Origin of the sequence: Candidatus Sphingomonas phytovorans (assembly GCA_029202385.1) — a bacterium.
Taxonomy (GTDB): Bacteria; Pseudomonadota; Alphaproteobacteria; order Sphingomonadales; family Sphingomonadaceae; genus Sphingomonas; species Sphingomonas phytovorans.
Genome location: CP119314.1, coordinates 180,179 through 200,254, shown reverse-complemented (window position 1 = coordinate 200,254; position 20,076 = coordinate 180,179). Strand labels below are relative to the sequence as shown.

Here is a 20,076-nt window from a genome sequence, read left to right as displayed (position 1 = left end):
CACCCCGTCAGTCCTCCACATCGCGCGATCTCGCACGGGCACGCCGCTGCTGAGTCAGCGTGCCATGCTCGAACAGGAAACCGGCGATATCTGGCTTGCCGGCCGCGCCGATGATCGTCTGGATGATGATCAGCAGCGGCACCGCGAGCAACGCGCCCGGCGTACCCCACACCCATCCCCAGAAGCTCAACGAGATAAGGATCATGATCGGGTTGATCGTCAGCCGGTGGCCGACGATGAACGGCGTCACCGCGTTCGCCTCGAGCAGATGCGCGCCGATCATGATCACCGCAGGCAGCAACGCCACCCAGATGTCGGGAAAGGTCATCAGCCCGCCGAGCGCCAGCAGGATCGCCGCGACGATCGGCCCGAAATAGGGGATGTAGTTGAACAGGGCGACGATGCCGCCCCACATCAACGGATAGGGCATGCCGAGCAACCACAGCGCAAAGGCGATGACCAGGCCGAGCGAGAGGTTGATGATCGTGATCGTACCCAGATAGGCCGAGGTGTCGTCGACCACGTCCTGGATGACCCGCGCCGTCGCCATCGCGCCGCCGAAGCTCGAACGGCTGGTGATCGTCCGGCGCCTGAGCCGGGTCCAGCCCGAGAGGAAGAAATAGACGACCAGGATACCGAAAAACACCTGCACGATCGCCGTCGGCGCGGAGGTTGCCGCCAGTTCGAGGATCGAGCTCGGCGGCGCGACGGCGGCCGTCTGCGCTGGATTCACCGGGCCCGATGCGGCCAGATGGCGTACCGTGCGGTTGACGTATTTTTCCAGGCTCGAATAAAGATCGAGCAGCGGGGCGATGTTCATCTGGATCCGGTCGATCCGGTCAGGCAGCTTGCGGAAGAACTCGGTCGCCGGGATGACGATCGCCGCCAGGGCGATATTGGCCGCGACAAGGAACAGCAGCACGCAGGTGAGCGAGGCGAGCGCGGAGGGCACGCGGTGCCGCTCAAGCCATTCGAGGACCGGCACGAGAGCGATCGCGATGACGAGCGCCGCGGTGGTCGGCAGGAAGAATTCGGCGCCCGCCTTGAGCGCGAAGGGTGTGCCCAGCGCCAGCCCGATTCCTGCAATCAGCGTGAGCGCGGCAAGCAATCGGTCGCGCCGCTGCCCCACCCGCGCCTCATCGACGGTGTCGTCACCGTCGATCGGCAAGCCGAACGCACCTTCGCCCGGGGCCTGTTTCATGCCCTGCCCGGAACCGTCCGCCACTCGTTCCCCCTCTACGCAACAATTACCACGGCAACCTAGCCGCATTCCCCTCGCTTGTAATCCCGATAAGGGGGCGAACCCGGCGGCCGCAACGCCTGTTGCGGCCGCCGGGTTCGGCCCCTAACCTCGCCCGATGCGCGATCTCATCCTGGTCATCGACGAAGGCACCACCTCGACACGGGCGATGCTGTTCGCACCCGACGGCAAGTGCCTTACGAGCGAATCCGCCGAATTGATCCAACATTATCCGGAAAGTGGGCGGGTCGAACATGACGCGACCGAGATCTGGGACAAGACGCTCGCCCTATCGCGCAAGGTGATCGAACGATGCGGGGGCGCCGAGCGGATTGCGGCGATCGGCATCACCAACCAGCGCGAGACGGTGGTGTTCTGGGATCGCCAGACCGGCGAGCCGCTCGCTCCCGCGATCGTCTGGCAGGATCGCCGCACCGCCGCGGTCTGTCGCGATTTGCGGGATGCCGGACACGAGCCCGTGGTTCAGGCCAAGACCGGTCTGCTACTCGATCCCTATTTCTCGGGCTCGAAGATCGGCTGGGCGATGGCCCATTGGCCGCAGCTCAAGGAAGCCGGGGATCGGCTTGCCATCGGCACGATCGAAAGCTGGCTGATCTGGAAGCTGACCGGCGGGCTGCACATCACCGACGCGACCAACGCGAGCCGTACCGCGCTGATGGCGATCGGCAGCGGCCAGTGGGACGACGGGCTGATCGACCTGTTCGGCGCGCCACGCGCTGCGCTGCCGGAGATCGTCGATTGCGCCGGGCGGTTCGGCGAGACCACCCTGTTCGGTCCCGCCATCCCGATCTGCGGCATCGCCGGGGACCAGCAGGCAGCGACGATCGGCCAGTCATGCCTTGAACTCGGCGAGACCAAGGCGACCTTCGGCACCGGCGCCTTCGTGCTGACCCAGGCCGGGCCGACCCCGCCGACCTCGCGAAACCGGCTGCTCTCCACGATCGCATGGCAGCTGGATGGCAGGCGTGCTTATGCGCTGGAGGGGTCGGTGTTCGTGGCGGGCAGCCTGGTGAAATGGCTGCGCGATACACTCAATCTGATCGGCAACGCCGCGGAAACCGAGAAGCTGGCGCGCAGCGTGTCGGACAATGGCGGCGTTTATTTCGTGCCGGCGCTGTCCGGGTTGGGTGCGCCATGGTGGGAACCCGATGCGCGCGGAACGATCTCCGGCCTCAGCTTCTCCAGCGAGCGCGCGCATATCGTCCGTGCCGCGCTCGAATCGATGGCGCACCAGGCGCATGACCTGAAAACCGCCTTTGCGGCTGACGGCGTCGACTGGAAGACCTTGCGCATCGACGGCGGCATGGTGGCCAATGACTGGATGGCGCAGGATCTGGCCGACATCCTGGGCGTGAGTGTCGAGCGGCCGAAGTTCGCGGAGACCACCGCGCTTGGCGCCGCGATGCTGGCCGGGGTTGGGTCAGGGCTGTTCAGGGACCTCGAAGAGGCAAGCGTGATGCGCGGCGACGTCGAGATGTTCGAGCCCGGGATGGCCGTCGACATGCGGAAGCAACGTCTGACGGGTTGGAACAAGGCGGTACGCGGCGTCATTGCCCGGGAGTGACGCGGGAACGACAGGAGACTGATATGCGCGGATCGACGATCGGATGGATAGCCACGGGTGGCGCGCTCGCGCTGGGCGCCTGCTCTCCCGGCACCCGCGATCCGCGCGGCGTCGGGCACGACGAAGTGCTGCTCCAGGTCACCGCGAGCGGGGAAGCGGAAACGGCGCCGAACGAAGCGAGATTCTCCGCCGGCGTCTCCTCGATTGCCGCGACGGCAGACGCGGCGACGACCGCCAACAACGATATCATGAACAAGGTCGTGTCGGCACTGCAGGGTTTCGGCGTCGCCAAGGCTGACATGCAGACCCAGAGGCTGACCGTCTCCCGGCTCGACTGGGGCCCGAACAAGAACAAGTTCGAAGCGAGCAACGTCGTCTCGGTGCGCATGCGCGCCGTGGACAAGGCTGGCGCGGCGATCTCCGCGGTGACCCAGGCCGGCGCCAATGTCCTGTCCGGACCGGATTTGCGCGTCGGCGATCCCGAAGCCGCGAGCCGGTCGGCCTATGCCAATGCCTACAAGGCCGCGCGGGCACGGGCGGAAACCTACGCCCAGGCGGCCAATCTCAAGGTCGTGCGGATTCTCACCATCCGGGACGGCGGCGCCTCAAGCGCACCGATCGCCTATGAGGTGATGGCGATGGACAAGGTTGCGCCACAAGCCGTCGCGGCGCCGCCAGTGATGGCCGGCACCAATACCAGCCAGGTGACCGTCAGCGTCGATTTCGCCCTGGCCCCCAAATAGGAGCCGTGCGCTCTACTTCGCCGGCTTGACGAACTTGAGCGTCATCCTGTCGCTCTCGCCGATCGAGACATATTTCTCGCGATCCTTGTCGCCCAGTTGCAGGCTCGGCGGCAGTGTCCAGACGCCCTCGGGCCAGTTGTGCGTGTCCTTTGGATTGGCGTTAACCTCGCTCGCCCCCGCGAACTGGAAACCGGCATCCTCGGCGAGCTTCCGGATGGTCGAGACCTTGATGTAGCCGCTGGTCCGCTCCCGCTCATTGTCGGCGTTCTCGGGCAGGCGGTGATCCTCGATGCCGAGCACGCCGCCCGGCTTCAGCATCGCATAGATCTCGCGGAAGGCAGCCGCGCTATAATCCATCTTGTCGGGACGCAGATACCCCATCCGCCAGTTATGGACGTTGCGGAAGGTCAACACCTTGTCAGCAGTACCGGGAGCAACGCCGGTCCCGCCAAGCGCGCTCGGGAAGTTCGCACGGGCGACCTTGCCATAGGTCGCGACATCCTTGTCGAGCTTCGCGCCGATCCCCACCGAAGGACGCCCCGGCGGGGATACGATGGTCAACTTGCCGCCCGCCGCGAGATACGGCGCAAGAATCTCGGTGTACCATCCACCACCCGGCCAGATCTCCACCACCGAATCGGTCGGCTTCACGTCGAAGAACGCCAGCGTCTCGGCCGGATGGCGATACTGGTCACGTGCGATATTGGCAGGCGTGCGTGTCGAGGATTTCACGGCCGCGGCCAATATCGGTTCGGTCGGCGCGAGCGGCATGGAGACGGCAATGCCCGCTACCGAAAGGCAGGCGAACGAAAGGACGATGAACGGCAGGCGCATGATGACTCTCCCTAGGCGAGATCATCGTCTCGCGATTGACATCTGGCGTGTCGGCACGAACCATAGCGTGCAGCCAGAGGGTCCGGCAAACGCTAGAGTATTGCCCGAGTGTTGCTACCGCGCCTTTTTCGCCTGACCGGTCAACGCGCTTGAGACATTGCGCGCGAAATGCCTAAAGCCCGCCGTCCCGCACGAGAAAGATACGCCCGTGACGATTGAATATGCCTCCCGCCGTGGAGAAATCTGGACCTGGTATTGGCGTGCCTGGCGTCAGCGGCTGTGGAGGTCCCATCTGGGGATCTTCGCGATCTTTGCGGTTCCGGCCTATCTGCTAATGTCCTACCCAGCGCCGCCGTCCCTTTCGACGCTGGCCGCCCCCCTGGCGATTGGTGCGATCCCGATCCTGCTGCTCGTGCTATATCCGCAATTCCGCTTCAAGCCGCAGGCACGGACCATCACCCTCGGTACATCGGGCATCACCACGATCGTCGGACGCAAAAGCGGCCGGATTTCGTGGAAGAATATTCGATCGGTCACGACTGAACGAGGCTATGTCGTCGTCGAGGGGAGTAGCGGGAATGCCTTCATCATCCCGCCCAGGGCATTCGACACGCCGGCCGCACAAGCAAGCTTCGTCGCGTCAATGAAAGAGCGCGTCACGGCCACGCGTTAAAGCCCCCTCCGAAGGGAAGCATAGGCTTCGGGTCAGGCCGCCTGGCCGATCCGGTCCTCGAACAGGACCTTCAGGTCCTTCTTCAGGATCTTGCCGTTCGCGTTCCGCGGCAAGGTCTCCTTCACGAAGCGGATCGCGACTGGCGTCTTGAAGATCGCCAGCCGCTCGCGCACCCAGGCTTGGAGTTCGACCTCGCTTACCTCCATGCCCGGCGCGAGATGCACTACCGCCGCAGGCTCCTCGCCCAAAGTCCGATGCGGGATGCCGATCAGCGCGCAATCGGTGACGGCGGGATGAGCGTAGAGAACATTCTCTACCTCGCTCGAATAGATGTTCTCGCCGCCACGGATGATCATGTCCTTCGCCCGGTCGACGATATAGACGAAGCCTTCCTCGTCGAGGCGCGCCAGATCGCCGGTGCGCACCCATCCGTCGATGAAGGTCGCCGCCGTCGCTTCAGGCTTGTTCCAATATCCCTTCACGATCATCGGCCCGCGCGCCCAGAGCTCCCCGACTTCGCCGACCGCCAGTTCTTTGGCGCCGTCCTCGTCCATGATCTTCAGGTCGGCGACCGGCACAGGCGGACCAGCGCTGGTCGGGCGGTTGAGATAGTCCTCGCTGGAATGACCGGTGACCGTCGCCATCGTCTCGGTCATGCCCCAGCCATTGCCGGGCAGCGCGCCGAACTCGGTGTGGATGCGCCTGACCAGTTCGGGCGCCGACGGGGCGCCACCATAGGCGATCGCCTCAAGCGAGGAGAGGTCGTATCTGGCGCGATCCGGATGCTCGAGCAATTGCCACGCGATCGTCGGCACGCCGCCGGTGATGTTGACCTTCTCGCGCTCGATGATCTCCATCGCGCGGACCGTGTCCCATTTGCGCATGAAGATCAGCGAGCTTCCCGCGGCGATCGAACCCATCATGCCCGCACTGCATGCGGTGACGTGGAAAAGCGGGATCACGGTAAGCGTCACGCGAGGGGTCGGCGCCGGAATCTCCTCGCCACGTCGAAGCAGGGAACGCGCTCCATTATAACCGCCCGACATGATGTTGCTCATCATGTTCCGATGGGTGCCCAGCGCTCCCTTCGGGTTTCCGGTGGTCCCGCTGGTGTAGAAGATCGTGGCGTCGTCGTCAGGCGCGATCTCGCTCGGCGGCAGTGCCGTGCCAGGCAGAGTCGCATAATCGTTCGGCGTTCCGATCAGATCCTCAAGCCGCGAAGCCCGTGCATCGAGCGCGCTGGAGGCCCGCGAAACGATCATGCGCTCGAGCGCTGGCAGCGGCGCATCATGCGCGCGCAGGCGCTGGTATCGCTCGTCATCGACGAACAGCAGCCTGGCACCCGAATCGTCGATGCCATATTCGAGTTCGCCCGCCGTCCACCAGGCGTTGAGCGGCACGACGATCGCCCCGATGCTCGCCGCGGCGAAGAAGATCACCGGCCATTCGGGCAGGTTGCGCATCGCCAGACCGACACGATCCCCCTTGGCGATACCCATTTCCCGCAGCTTGCCGGCCAGAGTCGCCACCGCGCGAAAATTCGCGTCATAGGTGACGCGCTCGTCCTCATAGATGGTGAAGAGCCGGGCACCGTGCAGGCGCGACGCCTGGATCAGCCAGCCGAGCGAGGGTGGCGCGTTCTTCCATACGCGGGTGGGAATGCCGTTTACGGTGATCGTCTCCATCTCGAAGCGCTCGCCCGGCGCGGTGAGCACGGCCTCGACCTCCGGCAGGGTCATTTTCGGCCAGGCCGGATCGAGCGCAACGAGCGGTTCGGTATCCAAGACGCATCTCTCCATGACTTTGTCCGCCGGCGACAGCCGAACTGACTTGAATGTCGGGTTTGGCTTATCAGCCATTTTTTCCAAGGTTAGTGTTGATTCATGCGCCGCTCAAGGCAATAGGAAAGATACCATTTCGAATGAGGGGTATGGGCCACACATGAAGATCGCCAAGCCCGAGTCGCACGGTTTCGATGCATCTCGGCTCGCCCGGATCGATAGCTTCCTGCAGGATCGCTATGTCGATTCCGGCAAGCTTCCCAACGCCCAATTGCTCGTCGGCCGTAACGGCGAGATCGTGCATTTCGCGAATCTGGGCGCCGCGCGCGAAGGCGGCGCCACGACCGGAAAAGGGGCAATCGACGAATCGTCCCTGTTCCGCATCGCCTCGATGACCAAGCCGATCACCTCGATCGCCTTCATGATGCTGGTCGAGGAGGGCAAGGTCGCCGTCGATACGCCGGTCCATCACGTCCTGCCCGAGTTGAAGGGCCTCGGAGTCTATAACGGCGGCGGGGCCGGCGTTCCGTTCCAGACGAAGCCGACCGCCGAGCCGATGCGCATGGTCGACCTGCTGCGCCATACCTCGGGGCTGACCTACGGCTTCCAGAACCGATCCAACATCGATGCGGCGTATCGCGAGGGGAAGATCGAGAACTGGCACGGCAATCTCGACCTCGACACCTTCGTCGCCGCGCTTGGCCAGATCCCGCTTGAATTCTCGCCGGGCGAGGCCTGGAATTATTCTGTATCGACCGACGTACTCGGCGCGGTCGTCCAGCGCGTCGCGGGCATGCCGCTGGCCGACTTCTTCAGCGCAAGGATCTTCGCGCCGCTGAAGATGGACGACACCTTCTTCGCGGTGCCGGCGGACAAGATCGATCGCCTGACCGATTGCTACACCTTCGTGCCCGGCAAGGGCCGCGTGATGTACGATCGCGGCGCTGAAAGCGCGTGGAGCCGGATGCCCAAGCTCGTATCGGGCGGCGGCGGACTGGTGTCGACCGCGCTCGACTATCACCGCTTCTGCCGCATGTGCCTCAATGGCGGCGAGCTCGACGGCGCCCGCATCGTCGGACGCAAGACGATCGACCTGATGACCCGGAACCATCTCCCGGGCAGCTCGGACCTGTCGAGCATGTCCAGATCGCTGTTCAGCGAGGCGGCCAACGCCGGGACGGGATTCGGGCTTGGCTTCGCGGTCAATATCGACGTGGCGCGATCCATGATCCCGGGATCGGTGGGAGAATATTATTGGGGCGGCATGTTTTCGACCGCCTTCTTCATCGATCCCGTCGAGCGCCTGACCATGATATTCATGACTCAGATGAGCCCGTCCAACGTATATCCGATCCGCCGCGAGCTGAAGACGCTGATCTATTCGGCCCTGACCTGATCAACCCAGACCTACTCGTCCGGGCGAGCCCCGGAATTCCGAAGATTGCAGGAGAGTGAAATGACGTCCCCCATTCGCACCGAACGCCATGACGACGTACTGGTCATCATCTCGGACAACCCACCGGTCAACGCGCTGGGCGCCGCCGTCCGCCAGGGCCTCGAGGCAGGCGTGAAGGAAGGCCTCGCCGATGCCAGCATCAAGGCGATGGTGATCCGCTGCGACGGCCGCACCTTCTTTGCCGGCGCCGACATCACCGAATTCGGCAAGCCGATGCAGGAGCCGGGCCTGCCGACCCTGGTCGACATGATCGAGGCATCGGACAAGCCGGTGGTCGCCGCGATCCACGGCACGGCGCTGGGCGGCGGCTGCGAGGTGACCCTGGCCTGCCATTACCGCATCGCGGTTCCCTCCGCGAAGATCGGCACGCCCGAGGTGAAGCTGGGCCTGCTCCCGGGTGCCGGCGGCACGCAGCGCATCCCGCGCATCGCCGGCGTTGCACTCGCGCTGGAGATGACCGCCAAGGGCGATCCGATCTCGGCCAAGCGCGCGCTCGACGCGGGGCTGATCGACAAGCTGGCCAGCGAGGACAGCCTCGAAGCCGACGCGATCACCTTTGCACGCGACATAGCCGACAAGACTCCCCTGCCCCGCGCCAGCCAGAAGACCGCGACGCCGGACCCTGACGCGGTCGCTGCGTTCAAGAAGGAGAACGCCAAGCGCTTCCGCGGCTTCGACGCGCCCGCCGCCAACATCGCCTGTGTCGAGAAGGCGTCGGACGGATCGACGTATGAAGAAGGCGTCGCGTTCGAGCGGCAGGAGTTCATGAAGCTGATCATGGGCGTCCAGTCGGCAGCGCAGCGCCATATCTTCTTCGCCGAGCGCCAGGCAGCGAAGATCGACGGCGTGCCGGCCGATATCGCGCTCCGCCCGATCAAGCGTGTCGGCGTGATCGGCGCCGGCACGATGGGCGGCGGCATCTCGATGAACTTCCTGAGCGCCGGCATTCCCGTGACGATCGTCGAAATGGCCCAGGAGGCGCTCGATCGCGGCACGGGCGTGATCCGCAAGAATTATGAAGCCAGCGCAGCCAAGGGCCGGATGAAGCCGGAACAGGTCGAGGCTGCGATGGGCGCCCTGAACCCGACGCTCGATTTCGATGCGCTCAAGGACTGCGACCTGATCATCGAGGCGGTCTATGAGAATATGGACGTGAAGAAGGAGATTTTCGGCCGGCTCGACACCATCGCCAAGCCGGGCGCGATCCTTGCTTCCAACACCAGCTACCTCAATGTCGACGAGATCGCGGCCAGCACCAGCCGGCCCGCGGACGTACTCGGCATGCACTTCTTCTCGCCCGCGAACGTGATGAAGCTGCTGGAAGTGGTGCGCGGCGCGAAGACCGCGCCCGATGTCCTCGCCACGGTGATGGCGCTGTCCAAGACGATCAGGAAGGTCGCCGTAGTCGCGGGCGTCTGCCACGGCTTCATCGGCAACCGCATGCTGATGCCGCGCCAGGTCGAAGCCAACAAGCTGCTGATGGAAGGCGCGACGCCCGAACAGATCGACCGCGTCCATGTCGAATTCGGCATGCCGATGGGCCCGTTCCAGATGAGCGATCTCGCCGGGGTCGATATCGGCTGGCACCGCGACCCGACTCGGATCGAGAATATCCGCGACGCGCTCGCCGCGGAGGGCCGCTGGGGCCAGAAGACCGGCAAGGGCTTCTACGATTATGACGAGAAGCGGAACCCGACGCCGAGCCCACGGGTAGCCGAGATCATCGAGGAGTTCCGGTCAAAGTCGAACCTGGCGAAGCGCGAGATCAGCGACGAGGAGATCATCGAGAAGACGCTCTACACCATGGTCAATGAAGGCGCGCTGATCCTGGAGGAGAAGATGGCACAGCGCGCGTCGGACATCGATGTGGTGTGGATCTATGGCTATGGCTGGCCGGTCTATCGCGGCGGCCCGATGTTCTGGGCCGATACCGAAGGCCTGAAGAAGATCGTCGCGGGCCTGGAGAAGCATGGCTTCAAGGTTGCGCCGCTGCTGAAGGAGAAGGCGGAGAGCGGCGGGCGGTTCAATTGATGCCGCAGGAAGCTGCCTCGTCGTTCGTGTCGAGCATAGTCGAGATATATGGCTTCTCGACCACGCTCGAAGCGAACGGAGTAGGTGAATGACCGAGAAATCGGCCCTCGAAACCGCCGCGGCGATCCGCGCCGGCGAAACCAGCGCGCTCCTCGAATGCGAAGCGGCGATCGCTCGCATCGAGGCGCGCGACGGGCTGATCAACGCGGTTGTCGTGCGCGATTTCGATCGCGCACGACAGCACGCGGCCGAGATGGATCGCCGCCTCGCCGCGGGCGACACGGCACCGCTGCTCGGCGTTCCGATGACGATCAAGGAAAGCTACGATATCGCCGGCCTGCCGACGACCTGGGGCTTCGAGGCGCATCGCAACCATATCGCGCAGAAGGATGCTGTCGCGGTCACCCGATTGAAGGCGGCAGGCGCGGTGTTCCTCGGCAAGACCAACGTGCCAGTCGGCCTTGCCGACCTTCAGTCGGTCAACCCGATCTACGGCCGTACTAACAATCCGCATGACCTTGCCCGCGTATCGGGTGGCTCCTCCGGCGGATCGGCGGCGGCGCTGGCGAGTGGGATGGTGCCGCTCGAATATGGCTCCGATATCGGCGGCTCGATCCGCGTGCCCGCGCATTTCTGCGGCGTATGGGGCCACAAGCCGACCTTCGGCGTGCTGCCGACCGAGGGGCATTTCTTTCCCGGCACCGACGGCGCCCGCGTCGTCCTCTCGGTGATCGGGCCGATGGCGCGCGACGCGGCCGACCTGGCGCTAGCGTTCGATCTCGTCGCCGATATCCCGCAGCCCCATGCGACGATCGAAGGGCCGCGCGGCCTGCGCGTCCTGTTATTGACCGAGCATCCGCTCGCCAGGGCCGATCCGGCGATCGTCGCCGCGATCGAGCATGCCGCAATAAAGCTGGAGACCGCCGGGGCCCGAATATCGCGCTCCACCGATCTCCTGCCCGATCTCGCCAGGCAGCAGGGCGATTACATGCGCATGCTCGCCATCGCGATGGCGCGTGGCGCCGCACCCGAGGGTGGTACCGCAGCGACGCTGCCGCAATGGTTCTCGATGCTCGACGACCAGGCACGCAACACCCGCGCCTGGACACGGCTGTTCGAGGATTTCGACGTGGTCTTCGCCCCGGCACTGGGCAGCGCTGCCTTTGCGCATGACGACACCGATCTGCGCCAGCGCTTGCTGCCCATCGATGGCGAACAGACCTTCTTCGCCCTGCAATTCGCCTGGCCCGGCCTCGCCACCTATCCCGGCCTCCCCGCCACATCCGTGCCGATCGGACGCACGGCGGAAGGTCTGCCGATCGGCATGCAAGTCATTGCCGGGCTCAACCGCGACCATAATGCCATCGCCGCGGCCCGGCTGGCTCATGAATTAGTCTGGAGCAAATGATGACCGACCTCGAAAACTTCCGCGCCGAGACGCGTGCCTGGCTGGAAGAGAATTGCCCCGCCGAGATGCGCGAGCCGATCCGGTCGGAGAAGGACGCCGTGTGGGGCGGCCGCGACCAGAGCATGCTGTCGCCGGCCCAAAAGGCCTGGATGGACCGGATGGGTGCCCGTGGCTGGACCGTGCCCGACTGGCCCAAGGCCTATGGCGGCGGCGGGCTGAGCCCGGCGGAGACCAAAACCCTGCGTGAGGAAATGGCGAAGATCCGGGCACGCAATCCGCTCAACAGCTTCGGCATTTCGATGTTGGGCCCGGCGCTTCTCAAATACGGCACCGAGGAGCAGAAGCTCGACTATCTCCCCAAGATCGCGCGCGGCGAGATCCGCTGGTGCCAGGGCTATTCGGAGCCGAATGCCGGCTCCGACCTGGCTTCGCTCGCTACTTCGGCTGAGGACAAGGGCGACCATTATCTCGTCAATGGGCAGAAAGTATGGACCAGCTATGCCGACAAGGCCGACTGGATCTTCTGCCTGGTCCGCACCGACAAGACGACCAAGCAGGGCGGCATCAGCTTCGTGCTGTTCGACATGGCAAGCGAGGGCGTTTCGACCAAGCCGATCCTGCTGATCTCCGGCAATTCGCCGTTCTGCGAGACGTTTTTCGACAATGTGAAGGTGCCGAAGTCGCAGCGCGTGCATGACGAGAACAAGGGGTGGGACGTCGCCAAATATCTGCTCGGGCATGAGCGCGAGATGATCTCCGGCATGGGGCTCGGCGCGGCGGGCGGCAATCCGCTGGTCGATGGGGCGATCGCGACGATCGGACTGGATCATGACGGCCGGCTTGCCGATCCGTTGCTGCGAGCGAGCATTGCGCTGTTCGAGGTACGGTCCAGGGCGTTCGGGATGATGTCCGAGCGGTTCATCGACGAACTGAAGGCGGGTCGCGCGCATCCTGCCCAGCCGAGCATGATGAAATATTACGGCACCGAACTGAACAAGAACCGGCACGAGTTGATGATGGCGGCGGGCGGATCGGACGCGCTCGAATGGGAAAGCGAGCGCTCCTCCGGCGGCGCGGGGCCGCGGGCGTGGCTTCGGACCAAGGCGAACTCGATCGAAGGCGGCACCAGCGAGGTGCAGCTCAACATCATCGCCAAGCGAATCCTCGATCTGCCGAGCAATTGATCGATAGCCCTTTCCCTTGTGGGAAGAGGGTCGGGAAAGGGGCAGTCTAGACAGTTTACCAATCGGGCCGGACGCGAGAGACTGCCCCTCTCCCCGGTCCTCTCCCCACAGGGGAGAGGGAGATTTTGAATGCCTCTCTATCTGAACGACGAACAGACGATGCTCCGCGATACCGCTCGCGATTTCGTTGCCGAGCATGCGCCCGTCTCACACATGCGCAGGCTGCGCGACGACAAGGATGCGGCGGGTTTTTCGCGCGACCTGTGGAAGAGCTTTGCCGAGATGGGCTTCACCGGCATCCTGATCGGCGAGGACGCGGGCGGGCTTGGGCTCGGCCATGTCGATGCCGGAATCGTGCTTGAGGAGATCGGTCGCAACCTTTCTCCCTCCCCTTTTCTGACCACCGCCGTCGCGGCGGTCGAAGCGTTGAAGGGCAGCGCCCAGGCGAACCGCTGGTATCCCGGCATCCTGGCCGGCGAGACCGTGGCCGCGCTGGCGCTCGACGAGAGCGCGAAGCATCGCGACAGCGTCGCACTAAAAGCCGAGCGATCGGGCAATGGCTTCCGCCTGTCCGGCAAGAAGCAGTTCGTCACTCATGGTCACGTGGCCGACCTGATCATCGTCGCCGCGCGTACTGCCGGTTCGGCCGACGATTCAAACGGCATCACCCTGTTCGCGGTCGAGAAGGGCGCGGCCGGACTGACCGCCGAGGCCGAACGGCTCGCCGATTCGAGCATCGCTGCGCGTCTCGAGTTCGACAATGTCGAACTGACCGCTGATGCGGTGATCGGCGAGGTCGATGCCGGCCGCGATCCGCTCGGGCGGCTGCTTGCCGCCGGGCGCACCGGTGCCTCGGCCGAACTACTCGGCGTCGGCGGCGGGGCGATGGACATGACCGTGTCCTATCTCAAGGAGCGCAAGCAGTTCGGCGTGACGATCGGCAGCTTCCAGGCACTGCAGCATCGCGCCGCCCATCTCTATTCGGAGATGGAGGTTGCCCGCGCCGCGGTGCTCAAGGCTCAACAGTTGCTCGATGCATCGGACGAAAAGGCGGATCCAGCCGTGTCGGTCGCGAAGGCGATGACCGCGCTCGCCACGACGCTCAGCGTGCAGGAGGGCGTGCAGATGCATGGAGGCATCGGCATGACCGACGAATATGATATCGGCTTCTACATGAAGCGGGCGCGCGTCCTGGCCGAGATGTTCGGCGATGCAAATTTCCATGCCGACAAGCTCGCACGAGCGGCGGGTTACTGATGGACCTCAACACGCCACCCGATATGCCGCCCGAAGCGCTCGCCCAGGGCCTGGTCGATCTCCTCGAAATCGAGGAGATCGATACCGATCTCTATCGCGGCAAGCGTCAGCCGGGCGGCGTAGGCCGCGTGTTCGGGGGACAGGTGATCGCCCAGGCGCTGCAGGCAGCGCAGCGATCGACCGACGCGCCCAAGATCGCGCACTCGCTCCACGCCTATTTCATGCGGCCGGGGAACGAAGATTTCCCGATCATCTTCCGCGTGGTGCGCGATTTCGAAGGCCGCAGCTTCGCGACTCGGCGCGTAATCGCGATGCAGCAGGGCCAGCCGATCCTCAATATGGCGGCGAGCTTCCAGATTCCCGAGGAAGGGCTGCACCATCAGCACAAAATGCCCGATGTGCCGGGGCCGGACGAACTGAAATCCGATATCGAGCTCCGCCGCGAGATGATCGACGATATCCCGGAGAAGTTCCGGCGGCACATGCTTCGGTCGCGGCCGATCGAGATCCGCCCGGTTCATCCGCGAAGCTGGTTCAGGCCGGTCAAACAGGAGCCGAAGCAGGACAGCTGGTTCCGTCTGGTCGCCCCGATCGGCGACGATGCCGCCATGCACCGCGCGATCCTGGCCTATGCGTCGGACATGTCGCTGCTCGGCACGTCGATGCTGGCGCACGGCATCAACTGGATGACGCACAATGTGCAGACCGCCAGCCTCGACCATGCGCTGTGGCTGCACGAGGAATTCCGTGCCGACGACTGGTTGCTCTATTCCTGCGACAGCCCCTGGGCCGGCCATGCCCGCGGCTTCAACCGCGGCAGGATCTACAGTCGCGACGGCAGGCTGGTGGCCAGCGTGGCGCAGGAAGGACTGATGCGGCTGCGCGAGTAATCGGCCTTTAGAGGAACACTTCAGTCAGGTTCGCCCAGCGCATTCGACGGGCCGATAGAACCCGCGTACTTCAACGCCGTAGCCCGCGCCGAAGCTGTCGATCGTTCGGGCCTATCAGGCCAACCCGCCTTGGATGACGGCAAATCCACGCGGGAAGCGACGACGCTCACCCATCTCTTCCGCGACCAGCCGCGCGGCGATCCTTGCGCCATGCTCGGTCAGAAAGGGCATATCGTGAAACACGATCATACCAAGCGACCAGTCGCCCAGGGTGACCAGCCCGCGACGGACGAGTGCGCGTTCGCCGTGCGTATCGACGCTGAATCGCCAGCCGCGATGCAGTGCGCGCAACATCCCTTTTTCATCGGCGCTGAGCGGGCCGTCATTCGGGTCGTTTTCGTGAAGTATCACCATGCCTAGCGGTTCTCGACATTTAGACGATGAAATGCCGGCGGTGCGCCGGTATCAACCGAAGTTATGGATTCGGCCACCCCCACTTCCTCGCGCAGCACCCGCTCGACGGCATCGCTCGTGCGCTTGCTCGGCCTTCCCCGAAAGATTTCGGACACTGACTGGGCGGCAAGCGAATGCGCCCGCTCGAATGCGGCGACGGACCCGAACCTCTTTCGCAGCACGGCCTTGACGTCTTCCTTGTGCATTCCTGCAAACAACATCACACCATGCCGCCAATTATGGGACGATATTTCGAACTTATACCGAAATTTCGTGCCTAGCAAGACATCATGAAGGGCGACGAACAACTTCGCCGGTTTGGCGAACGGCTGCGCGAAGCGCGGATTCTTACTGGTTCCAACCAGCAGGAGTTTGCGGTTCTGGGAGGCGTGAAGAAGAATAGTCAGGTTTCCTACGAGACCGGCAAGACAGCACCGACCGTCGAATATCTGTATCGACTGGCCGGCCATAGCGTCGACATAGGATATGTCCTTACGGGCCGGCGCGGGGATGGCAGCCGGGAGGGCGAGGAACGCCAGCTGGTCGACATGTTCGATAAGCTCGACACGCGGGAGCGGGATGCCATCGTCATGATGCTGGCGATCCTCACGGGAGCGGTTCAGGACGCGGACCCGGCGCAGGTAGAACGCCCGTCGCGCACGCTCCACGATTCGCGCCGGGATTTCAGAGGCGAAGGCGACGGCTGAACCACCGGAGCGATGTCTCCGTCTAGACTGCCGTCTTGCCATATTCCTGGCGAATCACCGGATGGCTCGACGACAGCCCGCCATCCACCGCGATCGCCTGACCGTTGACATAGCTTGCGTCATCAGAGGCGAGGAAGGCAGCGACCTTGGCCAGTTCTTCAGGCTGCGCGCCACGGCGAAGCGGGTTCAGGCGCCCCACGCGGTCGAGCTTGCCGGCCTCACGGGCATAATCGAACGTGGGCTTGGTCATGCCGGTCTCGGTAAGGCCGGGGCAGATGGCGTTGACCCGGACGTTCGATCCGGAAAGCTGTTGCGCGGAGACCATCGCGAGGTTGATCACCCCGGCCTTCGACGCCGAATAGGCGGGACTGCCCGCCCCCGAGCGGATGCCGGCGACGCTTGCGGTCAGCACGATCGCCCCGCCGCCACGCTCGGCGATCCTGGGCGCTGCGTGCTTGATCGCGACATAGGGCCCGATCAGGTTCACGCGCAGAACTTCGGTGATCAGCGCCACGTCGGTATCGAAGATATTGGCCATGCCGCCCGAGATGCCGGCATTGGCGAACATCACGTCCAGCCCGCCATAATATTCGCACGCGACCGCGACCGCGCGGATCACATCCTCTTCGCTACCCGCATCGATCTGGATGGCGTGGCCGGTGCCGCCCGCCTTGTCGATCATGTCGGCGGTCTCGAACACCGCGTCGGACTTGTCAGCCGCGATCACCTGCCCGCCTTCGCTGGCAAAGAGGAGCGAGGCGGCCCGGCCGATGCCCGACCCCGCGCCCGTGACGATGATCGATTTGCCGGTGAACCTTGCCATTTCTCTTCTCCTAGATCGTCACGCCACCATCGATCACGATCGTCTGGCCGGTCATGAAGCTGCTCGCGGCCGAGGCGAGGAACACGACCCCGCCGGCGATCTCCTCGGGATTGCCGATGCGACGTAGCGGGGTGGCGGCGTTGCGGCGCTCGGCCAGCTTCTCGTCTTCCCACAACGCGCGCGCGAAGTCGGTCTTGATCAGGCCGGGGGCGATGCAATTCACCCGGACATTGTCCGGCCCGAACTCGACCGCGAGGTTGCGGGCAAGCTGCATGTCGGCCGCCTTCGAGATGCAATAGGCACCGATCACCGGCGACCCGCGCAACCCGCCGATCGAGGAGATGATGACGATCGATCCTGACTTCCGCGCGCGCATCTCGGGCGCGACCATGGAGACCAGCCAGTGGTTGGAGATGATGTTGTTGTCGAGGATCTTGCGGAACTGATCGTCGGCGATACCCCCCTGCGGGCCGTAATAGGGGTTGGACGCGGCGTTGCAGACCAGCACGTCGACCTGGCCGAAGGCGCGTCGCGTTTCGTCGACCAGGTTCTGCAATCCCGCCTTGTCGGAGATATTCGCGGCGACCGCGATCGCCGAGCCGTCGCCATATTTCGCGTTGATTTCAGCCGCCACCTCGTCGCAGGCATCCTGCTTGCGGCTTGAGATGACCACCTTTGCGCCATGTTCGGCCAGCTCGAAGGCGCTTGCCTTGCCGATCCCTTTTGAGGAGCCGGTGATGATGGCGACCTTTCCGGTCAGGTCGAACTGCGACATCGCTCTCTCCTAGGCGCCCGCTTTTTGCGCAAAGCCCCATGCCGCCGCCGCAAGTCCGGGCACGCGCTCAGCCGTTTTCGCCGCCTGGGCGCTTGAGGCGGTGCCGTCGACGATACGCTTCTTGATGCCCTGGACGATGCCGGTCAGGCGGAAGAGGTTGTAGGCGAAATACCAGTCGAGCTGCGGCACCCCGTCGCGCTTCGTCGCCCTGCAATAGCGTGCGACGATGTCTTCGATCGTAGGGATGCCGGTTTCCGGCCCGGCCAGCCCCATCACGCCGGAGCGCCCCTCAGGCTGGGTGACCCAGTTCATGAGGAAATAGGAGAAGTCGGCGAGAGGATCGCCAAGCGTCGACAATTCCCAGTCGAGCACCGCGATCACCCGGGCCTCGCCGCCGGCGAAGATCATGTTGTCGATGCGATAGTCGCCGTGCACGATCGAGGTACGCGTCTGCTCGGGAAGCGTGCGTGGCAGCCACTCGATCAGCGCCTCGACATCGGGCATGTGCTCGGTCTCGGACGCGCGATACTGCTTGGTCCAGCGCGCGACCTGACGTTCGAAATAATTGCCCGGCTTGCCATAGTCGCCGAGGCCGGCCGCGACATAGTCCGTGTTGTGGAGCGCCGCGAGCGTATCGACCATCGCATTGTAGATGTCGCGCCGATCCTCCGGTGCCATGCCCGGCAGCGAGCCGTCCCACAGGTTGCGCCCCTCGACCAGTTCCATGATGTAGAACATCGAGCCGATCACGTCCGGATCCTGACACAGGCCGAACGGCGCGGGCACCGGAAAGCCGGTCGGGTGGAGCCCGGCGATCAACCGGTATTCGCGGTCGACCGCATGAGCCGAGGGCAGCAATTTGCCGAAAGGCTGGCGTCGCAGGACATAGGATTTTCCGGGCGTATCGACACGGTAGGTCGGGTTGGACTGGCCGCCCTTGAACTTGGACAGGGTAACCGGGCCGGCAAAGCCCGGCGTGTTGCGCCCCATCCAGCGTTCGACCGCCCGTGGATCGATCGTGTCGTCCTGGGGGACAGGGATGGTCCCCACCATCGTCACGTTCGCGTCTTCCCGCGCGGTCATGCGAAGGTGATCACCGACCGGGTCGAATCGCCTTTCCGCAAGTCGTCGAACGCATCGTTGATCCTCTCCAGCGGCAGGCGATCGGCAATGATCGTGTCCAGGTCGAGTTGCCCGCGCATGTAGAAATCGACCAGGCGCGGGATATCGACCGGAAAGCGGTTCGACCCCATCAATCCGCCCTGAAGCTTCTTGCCCGCGAGCAGGTCCATCGCGGAGAGCCCGACCTTCTCGGCCAGCGGCATCATGCCGAGGATCGTCGCGGTGCCGCCGCGGCGCAGGACCTTCACCGCCGTCGCCGCCGATTGCGGCCGGCCCACTGCCTCGATGGCGTGATGCACGCCGCCCTTGCTGATCTCGACGACCTGATCCGCCGCCGTATCGGCCAGCGCATCGATCGAATGAGTCGCGCCGAGCTTCTCGGCCAGCGCGCGCTTCTCCGGCACCGGATCGAGCGCGATGATCTTGCCGGCGCCGGCGATCTTCGCGGCATTGACGGCGGCAAGGCCGATGCCGCCGCAGCCGACGATGCACACTGTCTCGCCCGGGGTCACGTCGGAAGTGTTGAACACCGCGCCGGCGCCCGTCGTCACCGCGCAGCCGATCAGCGCGGCACGGTCAAGCGGCATGTCACGATCGATCGCGACACAGGCATGCTCATGGACCAGCATCTGCTCGGCATAGGCCGATAGGTTGAGCATCTGGGCGATCGGCTGGTCGCCCATCATCAGACGCGGCGGCGCGCCCTTGGGGCGGCGTACGCTGGGATCGACGCACAATGACATGTGTCCGGTGACGCAGAACTCGCAATGCCCGCAGAACACCGACAGGCAGGTCACGACATGGTCGCCGACCTTGACCGTCGAAACGTCACTGCCGACCGCCTCGACGATACCGGCGGCCTCATGGCCTGGGATGGTCGGCAGCGGGTGCGGATAGGCGCCGTCGACGAAATGCAGGTCCGACCGGCACACCCCGACCGCGACGGTACGGATCAGCACTTCGCGCGGACCGGGGTTAGCGACGGTGATCTCCTCGATACGGAGTGGCGTCTTCGGTTCGAAAAGGACTGCGGCTTTCACATTCTTCCTTTCGTCACCCCGGGGACTGGTCCGGGGTCCACCGCGCCGCAAGCGCGAGTGGATGAGTGGCTCCC

19 protein-coding genes are annotated in these 20,076 nt (G+C 64.6%); 10 read left to right on the top strand and 9 right to left on the bottom strand.

The window, feature by feature from the left end; genetic code table 11:
- Positions 1 to 7: 7 nt before the first annotated feature.
- The gene (locus tag P0Y59_00845; GenBank protein ID WEK02458.1) at positions 8 to 1,201 is read right to left on the bottom strand and encodes an AI-2E family transporter; all 1,194 of its coding nucleotides are present in this window, start codon (positions 1,199 to 1,201) and stop codon (positions 8 to 10) included.
- 157 nt (positions 1,202 to 1,358) lie between these two features.
- Here P0Y59_00845 and glpK point away from each other — a divergent pair, with 157 nt between their 5' ends.
- Entirely contained in the window at positions 1,359 to 2,825 is a 1,467-nt protein-coding gene (glpK, locus tag P0Y59_00840) for a glycerol kinase GlpK (GenBank protein WEK00276.1), read from the top strand.
- Between the two features lie 23 nt (positions 2,826 to 2,848).
- A complete protein-coding gene (locus P0Y59_00835; protein WEK00275.1) occupies positions 2,849 to 3,568 on the top strand; it encodes an SIMPL domain-containing protein in 720 nt (239 codons plus the stop codon).
- Between the two features lie 12 nt (positions 3,569 to 3,580).
- Here P0Y59_00835 and P0Y59_00830 read toward each other — a convergent pair whose 3' ends face one another.
- On the bottom strand, positions 3,581 to 4,402 hold the full coding sequence (locus P0Y59_00830) for a methyltransferase (GenBank protein ID WEK00274.1): 822 nt from the start codon (positions 4,400 to 4,402) through the stop codon (positions 3,581 to 3,583).
- A 157-nt stretch (positions 4,403 to 4,559) separates the two neighbouring features.
- Here P0Y59_00830 and P0Y59_00825 point away from each other — a divergent pair, with 157 nt between their 5' ends.
- A complete protein-coding gene (locus P0Y59_00825) occupies positions 4,560 to 5,075 on the top strand; it encodes a YcxB family protein (GenBank protein ID WEK00273.1) in 516 nt (171 codons plus the stop codon).
- Positions 5,076 to 5,107: 32 nt separating this feature from the next.
- Here the strand turns inward: P0Y59_00825 and P0Y59_00820 are convergent, their stop codons facing one another.
- Positions 5,108 to 6,814 (bottom strand): AMP-binding protein, encoded by a 1,707-nt coding sequence (locus P0Y59_00820; GenBank protein ID WEK02457.1) that lies wholly within the window; start codon positions 6,812 to 6,814, stop codon positions 5,108 to 5,110.
- Positions 6,815 to 7,016: 202 nt separating this feature from the next.
- On the opposite strand from P0Y59_00820, the gene P0Y59_00815 reads away from it, so the two are divergent.
- From P0Y59_00815 to P0Y59_00790, 6 genes are all read left to right on the top strand, one after another.
- The gene (locus tag P0Y59_00815; protein WEK00272.1) at positions 7,017 to 8,252 is read left to right on the top strand and encodes a serine hydrolase; all 1,236 of its coding nucleotides are present in this window, start codon (positions 7,017 to 7,019) and stop codon (positions 8,250 to 8,252) included.
- A 60-nt stretch (positions 8,253 to 8,312) separates the two neighbouring features.
- A complete protein-coding gene (locus tag P0Y59_00810) occupies positions 8,313 to 10,343 on the top strand; it encodes a 3-hydroxyacyl-CoA dehydrogenase NAD-binding domain-containing protein (GenBank protein ID WEK00271.1) in 2,031 nt (676 codons plus the stop codon).
- Positions 10,344 to 10,431: 88 nt separating this feature from the next.
- Positions 10,432 to 11,751: an amidase family protein gene (locus P0Y59_00805; protein WEK00270.1), complete on the top strand. Its 1,320-nt coding sequence runs from the start codon at positions 10,432 to 10,434 to the stop codon at positions 11,749 to 11,751.
- Positions 11,748 to 12,935, top strand: coding sequence for an acyl-CoA dehydrogenase family protein (locus tag P0Y59_00800; protein WEK00269.1), 1,188 nt, complete (start codon positions 11,748 to 11,750; stop codon positions 12,933 to 12,935). Before P0Y59_00805 ends, P0Y59_00800 begins: the two co-directional genes overlap by 4 nt.
- Positions 12,936 to 13,064: 129 nt before the next feature.
- Complete coding sequence (locus P0Y59_00795) at positions 13,065 to 14,192, top strand: acyl-CoA dehydrogenase (protein WEK00268.1); 1,128 nt, start codon at positions 13,065 to 13,067, stop codon at positions 14,190 to 14,192.
- Complete coding sequence (locus P0Y59_00790; protein ID WEK00267.1) at positions 14,192 to 15,082, top strand: acyl-CoA thioesterase II; 891 nt, start codon at positions 14,192 to 14,194, stop codon at positions 15,080 to 15,082. The genes P0Y59_00795 and P0Y59_00790 overlap by 1 nt, the downstream gene beginning before the upstream one ends.
- Positions 15,083 to 15,196: 114 nt before the next feature.
- Here P0Y59_00790 and P0Y59_00785 read toward each other — a convergent pair whose 3' ends face one another.
- Together P0Y59_00785 and P0Y59_00780 are read right to left on the bottom strand one after the other, a co-directional pair.
- Entirely contained in the window at positions 15,197 to 15,436 is a 240-nt protein-coding gene (locus tag P0Y59_00785; protein WEK00266.1) for a hypothetical protein, read from the bottom strand.
- A gap of 62 nt (positions 15,437 to 15,498) precedes the next feature.
- Entirely contained in the window at positions 15,499 to 15,756 is a 258-nt protein-coding gene (locus tag P0Y59_00780; protein ID WEK00265.1) for a hypothetical protein, read from the bottom strand.
- A 69-nt stretch (positions 15,757 to 15,825) separates the two neighbouring features.
- Here P0Y59_00780 and P0Y59_00775 point away from each other — a divergent pair, with 69 nt between their 5' ends.
- Complete coding sequence (locus tag P0Y59_00775; protein ID WEK00264.1) at positions 15,826 to 16,242, top strand: helix-turn-helix transcriptional regulator; 417 nt, start codon at positions 15,826 to 15,828, stop codon at positions 16,240 to 16,242.
- Between the two features lie 22 nt (positions 16,243 to 16,264).
- Here P0Y59_00775 and P0Y59_00770 read toward each other — a convergent pair whose 3' ends face one another.
- From P0Y59_00770 to P0Y59_00755, 4 genes are all read right to left on the bottom strand, one after another.
- A complete protein-coding gene (locus P0Y59_00770) occupies positions 16,265 to 17,065 on the bottom strand; it encodes an SDR family NAD(P)-dependent oxidoreductase (protein ID WEK00263.1) in 801 nt (266 codons plus the stop codon).
- A 10-nt stretch (positions 17,066 to 17,075) separates the two neighbouring features.
- Complete coding sequence (locus tag P0Y59_00765; GenBank protein WEK00262.1) at positions 17,076 to 17,840, bottom strand: SDR family oxidoreductase; 765 nt, start codon at positions 17,838 to 17,840, stop codon at positions 17,076 to 17,078.
- A gap of 9 nt (positions 17,841 to 17,849) precedes the next feature.
- A complete protein-coding gene (locus P0Y59_00760; GenBank protein WEK02456.1) occupies positions 17,850 to 18,830 on the bottom strand; it encodes a phosphotransferase family protein in 981 nt (326 codons plus the stop codon).
- Positions 18,831 to 18,919: 89 nt separating this feature from the next.
- The gene (locus tag P0Y59_00755) at positions 18,920 to 20,002 is read right to left on the bottom strand and encodes a Zn-dependent alcohol dehydrogenase (protein WEK00261.1); all 1,083 of its coding nucleotides are present in this window, start codon (positions 20,000 to 20,002) and stop codon (positions 18,920 to 18,922) included.
- Between the last annotated feature and the right edge of the window lie 74 nt (positions 20,003 to 20,076).

What these genes read in the sequence shown, in the direction of transcription:
- P0Y59_00785 (WEK00266.1), bottom strand. Translation starts at nt 15,436, where the DNA reads ATGTTGCGCGCACTGCATCGCGGCTGGCGATTCAGCGTCGATACGCAC.
- P0Y59_00780 (WEK00265.1), bottom strand. Translation starts at nt 15,756, where the DNA reads ATGTTGTTTGCAGGAATGCACAAGGAAGACGTCAAGGCCGTGCTGCGA.
- P0Y59_00800 (WEK00269.1), top strand. Translation starts at nt 11,748, where the DNA reads ATGATGACCGACCTCGAAAACTTCCGCGCCGAGACGCGTGCCTGGCTG.
- P0Y59_00795 (WEK00268.1), top strand. Translation starts at nt 13,065, where the DNA reads ATGCCTCTCTATCTGAACGACGAACAGACGATGCTCCGCGATACCGCT.
- P0Y59_00770 (WEK00263.1), bottom strand. Translation starts at nt 17,065, where the DNA reads ATGGCAAGGTTCACCGGCAAATCGATCATCGTCACGGGCGCGGGGTCG.
- P0Y59_00815 (WEK00272.1), top strand. Translation starts at nt 7,017, where the DNA reads ATGAAGATCGCCAAGCCCGAGTCGCACGGTTTCGATGCATCTCGGCTC.
- P0Y59_00805 (WEK00270.1), top strand. Translation starts at nt 10,432, where the DNA reads ATGACCGAGAAATCGGCCCTCGAAACCGCCGCGGCGATCCGCGCCGGC.
- P0Y59_00845 (WEK02458.1), bottom strand. Translation starts at nt 1,201, where the DNA reads ATGAAACAGGCCCCGGGCGAAGGTGCGTTCGGCTTGCCGATCGACGGT.
- glpK (WEK00276.1), top strand. Translation starts at nt 1,359, where the DNA reads ATGCGCGATCTCATCCTGGTCATCGACGAAGGCACCACCTCGACACGG.
- P0Y59_00810 (WEK00271.1), top strand. Translation starts at nt 8,313, where the DNA reads ATGACGTCCCCCATTCGCACCGAACGCCATGACGACGTACTGGTCATC.
- P0Y59_00830 (WEK00274.1), bottom strand. Translation starts at nt 4,402, where the DNA reads ATGCGCCTGCCGTTCATCGTCCTTTCGTTCGCCTGCCTTTCGGTAGCG.
- P0Y59_00820 (WEK02457.1), bottom strand. Translation starts at nt 6,814, where the DNA reads ATGACCCTGCCGGAGGTCGAGGCCGTGCTCACCGCGCCGGGCGAGCGC.
- P0Y59_00760 (WEK02456.1), bottom strand. Translation starts at nt 18,830, where the DNA reads ATGGGGCGCAACACGCCGGGCTTTGCCGGCCCGGTTACCCTGTCCAAG.
- P0Y59_00775 (WEK00264.1), top strand. Translation starts at nt 15,826, where the DNA reads ATGAAGGGCGACGAACAACTTCGCCGGTTTGGCGAACGGCTGCGCGAA.
- P0Y59_00835 (WEK00275.1), top strand. Translation starts at nt 2,849, where the DNA reads ATGCGCGGATCGACGATCGGATGGATAGCCACGGGTGGCGCGCTCGCG.
- P0Y59_00790 (WEK00267.1), top strand. Translation starts at nt 14,192, where the DNA reads ATGGACCTCAACACGCCACCCGATATGCCGCCCGAAGCGCTCGCCCAG.
- P0Y59_00765 (WEK00262.1), bottom strand. Translation starts at nt 17,840, where the DNA reads ATGTCGCAGTTCGACCTGACCGGAAAGGTCGCCATCATCACCGGCTCC.